Origin of the sequence: Rhodothalassium salexigens DSM 2132 (assembly GCF_004341375.1) — a bacterium.
Lineage (GTDB): Bacteria > Pseudomonadota > Alphaproteobacteria > Sphingomonadales > Rhodothalassiaceae > Rhodothalassium > Rhodothalassium salexigens.
In genome coordinates this window covers 117,239-129,696 of record NZ_SLXO01000008.1, presented here as the reverse complement: position 1 = coordinate 129,696, position 12,458 = coordinate 117,239, and the positions used below count along the sequence as shown (strand labels likewise).

General features: G+C 70.8%; 9 protein-coding genes. 8 read left to right on the top strand and 1 reads right to left on the bottom strand.

What is annotated here, in order from left to right; all coding sequences use genetic code 11:
* Nucleotides 1-176 precede the first annotated feature (176 nt).
* From leuC to EV659_RS11005, 3 genes are all read left to right on the top strand, one after another.
* Nucleotides 177-1,601 carry a 3-isopropylmalate dehydratase large subunit gene (gene leuC, locus EV659_RS11015; protein WP_132708940.1) on the top strand — a complete coding sequence of 475 codons (1,425 nt, stop codon included), beginning with the start codon at nt 177-179 and terminating at the stop codon, nt 1,599-1,601.
* Complete coding sequence (gene leuD / locus EV659_RS11010; protein ID WP_132708939.1) at nt 1,601-2,215, top strand: 3-isopropylmalate dehydratase small subunit; 615 nt, start codon at nt 1,601-1,603, stop codon at nt 2,213-2,215. The genes leuC and leuD overlap by 1 nt, the downstream gene beginning before the upstream one ends.
* Nucleotides 2,216-2,390: 175 nt before the next feature.
* On the top strand, nt 2,391-2,999 hold the full coding sequence (locus EV659_RS11005; protein ID WP_132708938.1) for a pseudaminic acid biosynthesis-associated methylase: 609 nt from the start codon (nt 2,391-2,393) through the stop codon (nt 2,997-2,999).
* A gap of 55 nt (nt 3,000-3,054) precedes the next feature.
* Here EV659_RS11005 and EV659_RS11000 read toward each other — a convergent pair whose 3' ends face one another.
* Nucleotides 3,055-4,602, bottom strand: a complete 1,548-nt coding sequence (locus EV659_RS11000) for a cryptochrome/photolyase family protein (RefSeq protein ID WP_132708937.1) — start codon at nt 4,600-4,602, stop codon at nt 3,055-3,057.
* Nucleotides 4,603-5,081: 479 nt separating this feature from the next.
* On the opposite strand from EV659_RS11000, the gene EV659_RS10995 reads away from it, so the two are divergent.
* The 5 genes from EV659_RS10995 (at nt 5,082) to EV659_RS10975 (ending at nt 12,303) form a co-directional block, all read left to right on the top strand.
* Nucleotides 5,082-5,837 (top strand): PAS domain-containing protein, encoded by a 756-nt coding sequence (locus tag EV659_RS10995; protein WP_132708936.1) that lies wholly within the window; start codon nt 5,082-5,084, stop codon nt 5,835-5,837.
* Between the two features lie 442 nt (nt 5,838-6,279).
* Entirely contained in the window at nt 6,280-7,638 is a 1,359-nt protein-coding gene (gene deoA, locus EV659_RS10990) for a thymidine phosphorylase (protein ID WP_200287476.1), read from the top strand.
* Between the two features lie 43 nt (nt 7,639-7,681).
* On the top strand, nt 7,682-8,713 hold the full coding sequence (gene deoC / locus EV659_RS10985; RefSeq protein WP_132708935.1) for a deoxyribose-phosphate aldolase: 1,032 nt from the start codon (nt 7,682-7,684) through the stop codon (nt 8,711-8,713).
* Between the two features lie 15 nt (nt 8,714-8,728).
* Nucleotides 8,729-10,987 carry an aldehyde dehydrogenase family protein gene (locus EV659_RS10980; RefSeq protein ID WP_132708934.1) on the top strand — a complete coding sequence of 753 codons (2,259 nt, stop codon included), beginning with the start codon at nt 8,729-8,731 and terminating at the stop codon, nt 10,985-10,987.
* 77 nt (nt 10,988-11,064) lie between these two features.
* Complete coding sequence (locus EV659_RS10975; RefSeq protein ID WP_132708933.1) at nt 11,065-12,303, top strand: NupC/NupG family nucleoside CNT transporter; 1,239 nt, start codon at nt 11,065-11,067, stop codon at nt 12,301-12,303.
* The last annotated feature ends 155 nt before the right edge of the window (nt 12,304-12,458 follow it).

The window sequence follows — 12,458 nt, the reverse complement described above, 5'->3', positions numbered from 1 at the left end:
CCGCCGAGCGCCCCCGCCAGCCCCACCCTTCGAGGACGCGCAGACCAAAGCACAGGCCGGGGCGCGGGCCGGGCACAGACCGGGGGCGGGCCGGGGCGCGGCTGCGCTCTGGCATTGCCGGGCGCCATCGGATAGGTTGCCGCCCCGTGACCGATAGTTCGTCGAAAGGGTCGCCGATGGGCGTTGCGAAGACACTTTATGACAAAATCTGGGATCGCCACCGGGTCGCGGACCTGGACGGTGACCTGGCGCTGATCTATATCGACCGCCACCTGGTGCACGAGGTGACCAGCCCGCAGGCGTTCGAGAAGTTGTGCCTGGCCGGCCGGCCGGTGCGCCGCCCCGACGCCACGCTGGCGGTGCCCGACCACAATGTGCCGACCACGCCGCGCACCCGGCCCATCGAAGACCCGCTGTCGGCGCGCCAGATCGACCTCTTGCGCGACAATGCCCGCGCCTTCGGCGTCGAACTCTACGACATGACCGACCGGCGCCAGGGCATCGTCCACATCGTCGGCCCCGAACAGGGCCTGACCCAGCCCGGCCTGACCATGGTCTGCGGCGACAGCCACACCTCGACCCACGGCGCGTTCGGCGCGCTCGCCTTCGGCATCGGCACCTCCGAGGTCGAACATGTGCTGGCAACCCAGACCCTGCTGCTGACCAAGTCGCGCAACATGCGCGTCACCGTGCACGGCCGGCTCGGCGCCGGCGTCACCGCCAAGGACATGGCGCTGGCGATCATCGGCCGCATCGGCACCGCCGGCGCCACCGGCCATGTGATCGAATACACCGGCGAAGCGGTGCGCGCGCTGTCCATGGAAGGCCGCATGACGCTGTGCAACATGTCGATCGAGGCCGGCGGGCGCGCCGGTCTGGTGGCGCCCGACGACACCACCTTCGCCTATCTCAAGGGCCGGCCCCACAGCCCGCAAGGCGAGCAATGGGACAAGGCGGTCGACCAGTGGCGCGCGCTCGTCTCCGACCCGCGCGCCGTGTTCGACCGCGACGTGGCCATCGACGCGGCCACCATCGAACCGCAGGTGACCTGGGGCACCAGCCCCGAACAGGTCGCCGCCATCGGCGACCGGGTGCCCGACCCGGCCGGCATCGACGACGCCACGGCGCGCGAGGCGGCCGAACGCGCGCTCGACTATATGGGACTGGAGCCGGGCATGGCGCTGTCCGACATCGCCATCGACCATGTGTTCATCGGCTCGTGCACCAATGCGCGCATCGAGGACCTGCGCGCGGCAGCCGAGATCGTGCGCGGGCGCCGGGTGGCGGCGTCCCTGCGCCACGCCATGGTGGTGCCGGGGTCGGGGCTGGTGAAGGCGCAGGCCGAGGCCGAGGGGCTCGACCGCATCTTCCGCGACGCCGGCTTCGACTGGCGCGAACCGGGCTGTTCCATGTGTCTGGGCATGAACCCCGACAAGGTGCCGCCGGGCGAGCGTTGCGCGTCCACCTCCAACCGCAATTTCCAGGGCCGCCAGGGGCCGGGCGCGCGCACCCATCTGGTATCGCCGGCCATGGCCGCCGCTGCCGCCGTCACCGGTCACCTGACCGACGTGCGCCGCCTGACCCGAGAGGAGGCCGCCTGATGCAGCCGTTCACCACGCTTTCGTCCCGGCCGACGCCGTTCGTGCGCGACAATGTGGACACCGACCTGATCATCCCCGCCGCCTATCTCAAGACCGTGTCGCGCGAGGGGCTCGGCCGCGGCTGTTTCGAGACCGTGCGCTACGACGCCGAGGGCCAGCCGCGCGCGGACTCGGTGTTCGACCAGCCAGCCTATGCGGGCTCGCAGATCCTGGTGGGCGGCGACAATTTCGGCTGCGGGTCGAGCCGCGAACACGCGGTCTGGGCGCTCGCCGACCTGGGCTTTCGCTGCGTGATCGCCGAGAGCTTCGCCGACATCTTCGCCTCCAACTGCTTCAAGAACGGCGTGTTGACCGTGCGCCTCGACCGCGACGCGGTGACCGCGATCGCCGCCGAAGGCGAAGCCGGCCGGGCGATCGCCGTCGACCTGGACGCCCAGACGGTGACCACCGAAGACGGCACCGTCCACCGCTTCGAGATCGACCCGTTCCGCAAGCACTGCCTGCTCGAAGGGCTCGACGAGGTGGCGCTGACCCTCGACCGCCATGGCGACCACATCGCCGCCTTCGAGGCCGCCGACCGCCTGCGCCGGCCGTGGCTGCACGACGCCGCCTGACCGCTCCGGCAGGATCAACGGGGCAGGATCAACGGGACAAATCAACAGCGCCCGGGCAACGCGACCCGCGATGCCCAAGCATGGTTAAGCCTTTGCTCACCCTTGCACGCCATGCTTGGGCCGCGCCTACGCCCCACCTTCTATGCCCCGCCCTTTTCGGGAGACCGACCGCCCCATGGCCTATGAGACAGAGCAGGAAGCCTTCTGGGCCGGCCGCTTCGGCACCGACTATATCGAGCGCAACCGCTACGCGCTCGCCCCCACCATCGCCTTCTTCGGCCGTGCCCTGCGCGCCGCCCAAGGGGTCCGCTCGGTGTTCGAGATCGGCGCCAATATCGGCAACAATCTGGCCGCGCTTGCCGCCCTGTTGCCCGACGCCCGGCTGCACGGCATCGAGATCAACGCCGCCGCCCACGCCGAGTTGCGCGCCCATGTGCCCGACGCGCTGCACGGCTCGATCCTCGACACGACGCCTGACGAGACCTTCGACCTGGTCTTGTGCAAAGGCGTGCTCATCCACATCAACCCCGACCGGCTGGGCGCGGTCTACGACCGGGCGGCGGCGCTGTCGCGGCGCTATGTGCTGATGGTCGAATACTATGCGCCGACGCCGCAGGAAGTGCCCTATCGCGGCGAGCGCGACCGCTTGTTCAAGCGCGACTTCGCCGGCGAGTTCATGGACCGCTCGGGCTTCGCGCTGGTCGACTATGGCTTCGTCTACCGCCGCGACCCGGTCAGCCCGCAGGACGATGTGACCTATTTCCTGATGGAACGCCGCGCCTGAGCCACCCTTGCCGGCGCCCCCCCCTAAGCCGCCGGCGGGCCGCTCGCCGCCGCGCTCAGACCCGTTCGCCGGCGTCGAGCCGGGCCAGGAAGCGCGCCGCGCTGTCGCGCGCGGCCTGGCGCTTGTCGTCGGCCATGCGCCCCCAGGTACGATAGACCGGCCCCAGCCGCGGGTTAGCCCCCAAGATCTCGGCATTGCGGTCGAGAAAATCCCAGTAGAGATAGTTGAACGGACAGGCGTCCGGGCCGCTCTTCTTCGACACCTTATAGTGACAGTCCCGGCAATAGTCGGACATCTTGTTGATATAGTTACCGCCCGCCGCATAGGGCTTGGACGCGAACAGGCCGCCATCGGCATAGAGGCTCATGCCGAGCGTATTGGGCGCCTCGACCCACTCGAACGCGTCCACATAGACGGCCAGATACCATCGATGCACCGCCGCCGGGTCGAGCCCGGCCAGCAGCGCGAAATTGCCGGTCACCATCAAGCGCTGGATATGGTGGGCATAGGCTTCGTCGCGGGTCTGGGCGATCGCCTCGGCCAGACAGGCCATGTGGGTGTCGCCGGTCCAGTAGAAGCCCGGCAGGGCGCGCGCAGCCCCCAGATGGTTCTGCGCCGTATAGCCCGGCATGTGCAGCCAATAGACGCCGCGGATGAACTCGCGCCAGCCGATGATCTGGCGGATGAAGCCCTCGACCGCGTTGAGCGGCGCGTGGCCGTCATAATAGGCCGCCTCGGCGCGCCGGCACACCGCCAGCGGGTCGAGCAGCCCGGCATTGAGATAGACCGACAGCACCGAGTGATAGAGAAACCGCTCGCCGCGCAGCATGGCGTCTTGATAGTCGCCGAAGCGGGGCAGCGCTGCGGCGATGAACTGGTCGAGCGCGGCCTCGGCCTGGTCGTGGGTGACCGCAAACCAGAACGGCCGCAGCCGGCCGAAATGGTCGCCGCAGCGCGCCTCGACCATGGCCAGCACGTCCGTCGTGATCGCGTCGGGCTCGACCCGGTGCGGCGCGGGCATGAACAGGTCCGCCTCGGCCGGCTTGCGGTTGTCGGCGTCATAGTTCCACCGCCCGCCCTCAGGCGCGTCACCGGCCATCAACAGGCCGGTGCGCCGGCGCATGTCGCGATAGAAATACTCCATGCGCAGGGTTTTGCGGCCCTCGGCCCAGCGCGCGAAATCGCCTGGAGAACAGACGAACCGATCGTCGGCGAAGCGCTCGACGGCCAGGCCCAGATGCTCGGGCCACCGGTCGATCATCGCCGCCACGCGATACTCGCCGGGCTCGGTGACCAGCACCCGCCCCGCCGCCTCGGCCGCGGCCGCGCGCGCCACTTCGCCGGTCAGGCTGCCGCTGTTGGCCGGGTCGTCGAGGCGGGTGTAGCGCACCCGCCAGCCCTGCCCGCGCAGCCGCAGGGCGAAGTGGCGCATGGCCGAGAACAGAAACGCCAGCTTCTTCTGATGGTGGTCGGCATAGCCCACCTCTTCGGCCACCTCGGCCATCACCACCAGGTCGCGGTCGGGTACGCCGGCAGCGAGCGACGCCAAGCCATCGCTCAACTGATCGGCGAAAACGGGAATGAGCGCACAGGATGAGGTCATGCCGTCGTGTACGCGATCCCGCACGCCGACCGCTTGCGACAATCCCGCGCGCCCGTGCGACCGCTGGTAACGGATGACATTGGTTTGATTTTTAGGATAAACTGCCCATTCTTGGCTTGGGGTTCGCCGAAGCGGCGAGAGCGACTCGCCTTATTCGCGATCATGTCGCCCGCGCCCGGGAGCGATGCGCTCCGCTTCAAGCGCCTCGATTTTCCGCCTCAGCCCCGATGCAACCAAGATAGGTCATAAATTTTGCCAGACAAATCAATGCACTAATTCTTATCACTTTAAGTATCAAATTTCCTGGCAAGTCACTTGTTTGCCTTAAAACGATTCGTATAATACCGACAAACCGCGCGGATGAGGGCAAGCGGCCATGCCGTCGCACACCCGGAACCCGCCGGTCCGATGGACGGTTAACACCGTCCCGAAGAGCATAGGGTGTGCAACCACTCGCGTGATGAGCAAGGAGACAGCTGGTGTCCGACCCCCAGACGGATGGCATGACAGAGGCTGATCCGGACCCCACCGACGAACCGCCGGTCATCTGGTCGGCGATGGAGGGGCTGTCGATGTCGCGGCGTGATAACGTCCGCCCGGCAGCGCCACCCGCCCATGGTTCGGCCGCCGGCGACGGCCTCTTGAACCATGGCCCGCCGCATCATGGCCCATGGACAAACCAAGCCGGCAATGGCTTGCAAGCCGACACGGCATCGACTGCCTGCAGCATACCGACCGCGCTGGCGGCCGAACAGATCGGCGACCCGAGATTGGTCGATCTGTTCTCGCTTTGGTCAAGCCGCCGCGCAGGATGCGGCTTGCCGGCGCGCAGCGGGTTCAGCCACCGCGACTTGTTCCCCTGGATGGGGCAACTCTATCTCTTCGCCGTCACCGCGCCACCGGTCACCTTCACCGCCACGCTGATCGGCACGCATCTCGTCTCCCTTCTGGGACGCGATATCACCGGCATTACCTACCGGTTGGACAATTGCCCCGACGAGACGGTCGAACTGTGCGAGCCGCTATGCGCCGCCTACTGCGCCGGCGACGCCGTCTATCTGCGGTCGACGGTCGGGGATCTGCCCGGCGCGCTGCACAAACTGGCCCTGCCCTGCGCCGAAGACGGCAAGACCGTCGACACCATGCTGTGCTGCGCCTACGCCGAGCGCCCCTTGATCCATGCGCTCAAGGGCCGCGGTTTGGTCACCGGCTCGCTCCAGCCGCCCTTGGGTTAGCATCGGGCTGGCCGAAGCGTGCGGCCGGGCCCGCAGCCCCCACCCGCAGTTCAGGCCCGCAGCCCAGCGCGGCCGTCGCGGGGCGGCTGACCGCCCGCCGCCGCAGCCCGCTTGCCTGGGCGGGGTCATCGTCCGCCTGCCCCCACCTTCCGTCAGCGCCGGACGCCCGACAATCGAGCCTTCCGCCCATCACCAAGGGCACTGCGACGGGTTTACCCGGTCCTGGCACCGAACATCTGAACCGCCGCTGCATGCGCCGCCCGGACATCGGGCTTCGCTTTCGCCCCGCGACCGCGCCCGGCCTCTTCGGCGCTTTGGCTCCATCGAGCTGGCCCCGTCGAGCGTCATTCGTTTGACTTCTGCAAGAACCATCGCTTAGGTCAAGCGCCGCAGGGTCGGCGGCCCCGGGGCCGCCGATCCGCCACCCATGGCCGCACAGGCGATGAGAGATATGCTGTTCGTCGACATCATCCGCACCAAACGCGACGGTCGTCCGCTGAGCGACGCCCAGATCGATCAATTCGTCGCTGGCTTGGCCGACGACAGCCTGCCCGCCGAACAGGTGGCGGCCCTGGCCATGGCGGTTTTTCTCAACGGCATGACGGTGGCCGAGGCCGGGCACCTGACCACCGCTATGATGCGCTCGGGCACGCAACTCGACTGGACCGCCCAAGGTCTCGACGGCCCGGTGGTGGACAAGCACTCCACCGGCGGCGTCGGCGACAAGGTCAGCTTCCTGCTCGCCCCGCTGGCTGCCGCGTGCGGGCTTTATGTACCGATGATCTCGGGCCGCGGGCTCGGCCATACCGGCGGCACGCTGGACAAGATCGCCACCGTGCCCGGCTATGACGCCACCCCCGACCTGGACCGCTTCCGCCGCGTGGTCAGCCAAGTCGGCTGCGCCATCGTCGGCCAGTCCGACGATCTAGCCCCCGCCGACCGGCGCTTCTACGCCATCCGCGACGTCACCGCGACCACCGAATCGGTGCCGCTGATCACCGCGTCGATCCTGTCCAAGAAGATCGCGGCGGGCAATCAAGCCCTGGTCATGGACGTGAAGCTCGGCTCGGGCGCCTTCATGACCACGCGCGACGACGCCGAAGCGCTGGCCCGCAGCTTGATCGACACGGCCCGGGCCGCCGGCCTGGTCACCCACGCACTGATCACCGATATGAACCAGGTTCTGGGCACCACCGCCGGCAACGCCGTCGAAATGCGCGAGGTGGTGGATTTCTTGACCGGCCGGGCGCGCAACCCGCGGCTCTACACCGTCACCCTGGCGCTGGTCGCCGAGATGCTGGTCGCCGGCGGCGTCGAGGCCGACCGCGAGGTGGCTGCCGACCGCGCCGCCCGCGCACTCGACGATGGCTCCGCGGCCGACCGGTTCAACGCCATGCTGGCCGCCCTCGGCGGTCCGGCGGACTTTCTGGAGCGCGCCGAGCAGATCCTGCCAAGCGCCCCTTATGTGGTCGACATCATGCCGGACCGGCCGGGCTTTCTGGCGTCGGTCGACACCCGCGCCGTCGGCAACGCGGTGATCGAATTGGGCGGCGGCCGGCGCCGGCTCGATGACCGGATCGATCTGGCGGTGGGCTTCAGCCACATGGCGGCGCTTGGCGACCCTGTGGCCCCCGACCGCCCGCTGGCCCGCGTTCACGCGCGCACCGCCGCAGCCGCCGAACTGGCCGGACAACGGCTGCGCGCGGCCTGTCAGGTGTGTGACGACGCGCCGACGATCCCGCCGCTGATCCACACCACCCTGACCCCGTTCGCGCCCGTGGCCCCAGAGCCGGCGGCCTGATCGCCCCCGGCCACCGGCGCCCGACCGAAAAGGACCGACGCCCGTGTCCCAGTCGCCCGAAAGCCCGCCCCCAAACCCCGGGCCGGCGCCCGCGCCGGCCGGGCCTGGGGCCGCGACCAGCGCCCGCCCCCCGGCGCGCAACCCCGGCACCGCGCTCGACCTGGCAGGCGTCCAGGCGACCCGCGTCAACGCCGCCGCCGTCGCCAGCCGGATCACCGCCCTGGCCGCCGCCCGGCCGGTCGCCGCTGCGGTCCGGCCCGCCTGGCTGATGCGCGCCATCGCCTGCACGGACCTGACCACGCTGGCCGGCGACGACACCCCCGGCCGGGTGCGCCGGCTGTGCGCCAAGGCCCGCCTGCCGCTGTCGCCCGAGGCGCAAACCGCCCTCGGCGCCCACCGGCCGCTGACCACCGCCGCCGTGTGCGTCTATCATGGTCTGGTCGAGACTGCGGTGCGCGCGCTCGACGGCACCGGCATCGCCGTGGCGGCGGTGTCCACGGGCTTTCCCGCCGGCCTGTCGCCCTTGCCCCTGCGGATCGAGGAGATCCGCGCCTCGGTCGCCGCCGGCGCGCGCGAGATCGACGTGGTGATCACCCGCGCCCACGCGCTCACCGACAACTGGTCGGCGCTCTATGACGAGATCGCGGCGTTCCGCGACGCCTGCGGCGACGCCCACATGAAGGTGATCCTGGCCACCGGCGAATTGGGCTCGCCGACCCGGGTGGCGCGCGCCGCCCTGGTCGCGATGATGGCCGGCGCCGACTTCGTCAAGACCTCGACCGGGATGGAAAAGGTCAACGCCACCCTGCCCGCGGCGCTGGTCATGATGCGCGCGATCCGCGACTATCACGCCCGCACCGGCGCGCGCGTCGGCTTCAAGCCGGCGGGCGGCATCGGCTCGGCGGACGAGGCGCTGGCTTATCTGGTGCTGCTGCGCGAGGAACTGGGCCCGGAGTGGATGACCCCGGCCCGGTTCCGCTTCGGCGCCTCGCGCCTCTTGGGCGACATCGAACGCCATCTGGACCTGACGCTCACCGGCCGCCACGCCAGCCCCGACCACTTCGCCCTGGGATAGGGAGCCCCCCCGCCGATGACCGACACCCACTCCGAGACCGCGCCCGACTACGCCCCGGTGCACGAAAGCGCCGAGGCGGTCCGCCGCTGGCTGGCCGAGCGCCCGTCCTTCGCGCTGTTCATCGACGGCCGCTGGCAGGCGAGCCACGACGCCCTGCCCGCCATCGCCAGCACCAACCCCGCCACCGGCGACCTGCTGGCCCACATCGCCCAGGCCGGCCCCCAAGACGTGGACGCCGCGGTCGCCGCCGCCCGCCGGGCCCAGCCCGCCTGGGCCGCGCTCAGCGGCGCCGACCGGGCACGCCACCTGCACCGCCTCGCCCGGCTGGTACACAAGCACGCGCGGACGCTGGCGGTTCTGGAAACGCTCGACAACGGCAAGCCGATCCGCGAGACCCGCCATATCGACATCCCCGGCGCGGTGCGCCACCTGACCTACCACGCCAACCAGGCGGCCCTGGTCGCCCAGACCTTCCCCGACCACGCCCCCCACGGGGTGGCAGGCCAGGTGATCCCGTGGAACTTCCCGCTGTTGATGGCCAGTTGGAAGATCGCCCCGGCGCTCGCCTGCGGCAACACGGTGGTGCTGAAACCGGCCGAATACACCAGCCTGACCGCGCTCTACCTGGCCGACTTGGTGGCCGAGGCCGGGCTGCCGGCGGGCACCGTCAACATCGTCACGGGCGCTGGCGACACCGGCGCCGCCCTGGTCGCCCACCCCGGCGTCGACAAGGTGGCGTTCACCGGCTCCACCGAGGTGGGCCGGGCGATCCGCCGGGCCACCGCCGGGTCGGGCAAGGCGCTGACCCTCGAACTGGGCGGCAAGTCGCCGTTCATCGTCTGCGCCGACGCCGACCTCGACGCCGCGGTCGAAGGGCTGATGAGCGCCATCTGGTTCAACCAGGGCGAGGTCTGCTGCGCCGGCTCGCGGCTACTGGTGGAAGAAGCGGTGGCCGAGCCGCTGGTGGCCAAGATCAAGGCGCGGCTGGCGCGCTTGCGCCTCGGCGATCCGCTCGACCGGACCACCGACATGGGCGCGCTGGTCGACCGGGTCCAGCACGAGCGCGTGGCGGGCCTGGTGGCGCGCGCGGTCGAGGAAGGCGCGGCGCCGTGGCAGCCCGATATCGACTGCCCCGCGACCGGCTGTTTCCACCGGCCCACCGTGCTGACCGACGTGGCACCGGCCAATGTGGCGGCGCGCGAGGAGATCTTCGGCCCGGTGCTGTCGGTGCTGACCTTCCGCACCGACGCCGAGGCCGCCGACATGGCCAACAACACCCGCTACGGGCTCGCCGGCAGCGTCTGGTCGGAGACCGGCGGCCGCGCGCTCGCCCTGGCGCGCCGGATCAAGGCCGGCGTGGTGTGGGTCAATTGCACCAACAAGCTCGACGCCGGGGTGCCGTTCGGCGGCGTGCGCCAGTCGGGCTTCGGCCGCGAAGGCGGGCGCGAAGGCTTGCTCGCCTATCTCAAGCGCCGCGACCGGCAGCAGACCCCGGACACCGACGCCGAGACCGCCACCTTGGACACCGACGCCGTGCCGGCCGGCGTCGCCGACGCGGTGCACAAGGCGGTCGAGGCGGCGGCCAAGGCGGCCCCCTGGGCGCAATGCGACGGCCGCACCCGCGCCGCCGCCCTGGTGCGTCTGGCCCAGGCGGTCGACGACCGGCGCGACGCCCTGGTCGACCGGTTGGTCGAGACCACCGGCGCCGACCGCGCCGCCGCCCGGCACGAGGTCGAGACCAGCGCCGCGCGGCTCTACGCCTATGCCGGCCACGCCGAGAGCCACGAAGGCGGCGCGTCGCTGGCCCAGCCCGGCCAGACCGTGCTGACGCTGGCCGAACCGGTGGGCGTGCTGGGCATCGTCTGCCCGGACCGGCCGCCCCTGGTGGCGCTGGTCTCGCTGCTCGCGCCGGCGCTGGCCATGGGCAACCGCGCGGTGCTGGTGGCCGGCCCCGGCCACGCGGCCCTGGCCGACGACCTTCAGGCATTGCTGGCGGCGGCCCAACTGCCCCAGGGCGTCGCCACGCTGCTGACCGGCGCGCGCGGCCCGCTGGCCCGGGCGCTCGCCGAGCACGGCCAGGTGGACGGCGTCTGGTGCTTCACCTCGGCCGCCGACGCCGCCGCGGTCGAGGCCGCCGCGGCCGACGACCTCAAACGCACCTGGGTCAGCCGGGGCCGGTCGCCCGACTGGCTGTCGCCACCGGCCGGCGACGGCGCCGCCTTCCTCGACGCCGCCACCGCCACCAAGACGCTGTGGCTGCCCCATGACGCCTGACGCTTCGCCCCGCGCCCGCCTCGGGCGGCCCGCCGGCCTGACCGCCCGACCGCCCGGCTAAGAAGGACCCCCGCTTCATGCCCTCGGCGCTCATTAGCCTGGCCGGGATCGCCGTGATCCTGGCGCTCGCCGTCGCCCTGTCCGCCAACCGCCGGGCGATCCGGCCGCGCGTGGTGCTGGCCGCCCTGGGCCTGCAGGTGGCGGTGGCGGCGTTCGTCTTTCATGTGCCGGCGGGCCAGGCGATGATCGCCGCGCTGTCCGACGGCGTGGTCGCCCTGCTCGGCTATTCCAGCGCCGGCATCCACATGGTGTTCGGCGACTTGGCGACCGGGTTCCCGGCGGTCAATTTCGCCGTCGAGGTGCTGCCGATCATCATCTTCTTCTCGTCGCTGATGGCGGTGCTCTATCACCTGCGGCTGATGCAGGGCGTGGTGTGGCTGATGGGCGGCGCGATCCAGCGCCTGGTGGGCACCCGGCCGGTCGAATCGCTGTGCGCGGCGGCCAACATCTTCGTCGGCCAAACCGAGGCGCCGCTGGTCATCCGCCCCTATCTGAGCCGGCTGACCGACGCGCAACTGTTCGCGGTGATGACCACCGGGCTTGCCTCGGTGTCGGGCACCGTGCTGGCGGCCTATGCGCAGATGGGGGTCAAGCTCGACTATCTGCTGGCGGCCAGCTTCATGGCCGCGCCGGCGGGGCTGTTGATGGCCAAGCTGATCCTGCCCGGCGACCCCGACGACCCGGCCGAGCGCGACACCGCACCGTTCCGCCCGTTCGACGGCGACGTGGGCGGCCATGACAATGTGATCATGGCGGCGGCCAATGGCGCGCAGGAAGGCGTCAAGCTGGCGCTCAACATCGGCGGCATGCTGATCGCGTTCGTATCGCTGATCGCCCTGGCCAACGGCCTGCTCGGTGCCGTGGGCGGCTGGGTGGGCCTGGACGGCCTGACCTTCGAGGGCCTGCTGGGGCGTCTGTTCGCGCCGGTGATGGCGCTCTTGGCGGTGCCGTGGGCCGAGGCCACGACCGCCGGTGCGCTGTTCGGCGAAAAGCTGATCCTCAATGAATTCGTCGCCTATCTGAGCCTAGCCGATGTGCGCGAGACGCTGAGCCCGCGCACCGAGGCGATCGTCACCGTGGCGCTGGCGGGCTTTGCCAATCTGTCGTCGATCGCCATCCAATTGGGCGGCATCGGCACGCTGATCCCCGACAAGCGCCCGCTGATCGCGCGCTATGGGATGCGCGCGGTGGCCGCCGGCTCGCTGGCCAATCTGTTGAGCGCCGCACTCACCGGGCTGATGATCGCCCCGGTCTGACCGCGGGAGGCCGGGCGTGCCAGGACGGGGGCGGGAGGCCGAGCAAGGGTCGTCTGAATCACCGTCGTCGCGAGCGCAAGCGACGCGACCCAATTGCCGCCGCCGCTCAGCGCTGCGGATAGCCGTGTGGGCGGCGCCGGCCCGTTATCGGCCGC

Bases quoted from the DNA above. Each gene is read 5' to 3' on its own strand.
- leuC (WP_132708940.1), top strand. From the start codon at position 177: ATGGGCGTTGCGAAGACACTTTATGACAAAATCTGGGATCGCCACCGG.
- leuD (WP_132708939.1), top strand. From the start codon at position 1,601: ATGCAGCCGTTCACCACGCTTTCGTCCCGGCCGACGCCGTTCGTGCGC.
- EV659_RS11005 (WP_132708938.1), top strand. From the start codon at position 2,391: ATGGCCTATGAGACAGAGCAGGAAGCCTTCTGGGCCGGCCGCTTCGGC.
- EV659_RS11000 (WP_132708937.1), bottom strand. From the start codon at position 4,602: ATGACCTCATCCTGTGCGCTCATTCCCGTTTTCGCCGATCAGTTGAGC.
- deoA (WP_200287476.1), top strand. From the start codon at position 6,280: ATGAGAGATATGCTGTTCGTCGACATCATCCGCACCAAACGCGACGGT.
- EV659_RS10980 (WP_132708934.1), top strand. From the start codon at position 8,729: ATGACCGACACCCACTCCGAGACCGCGCCCGACTACGCCCCGGTGCAC.
- EV659_RS10975 (WP_132708933.1), top strand. From the start codon at position 11,065: ATGCCCTCGGCGCTCATTAGCCTGGCCGGGATCGCCGTGATCCTGGCG.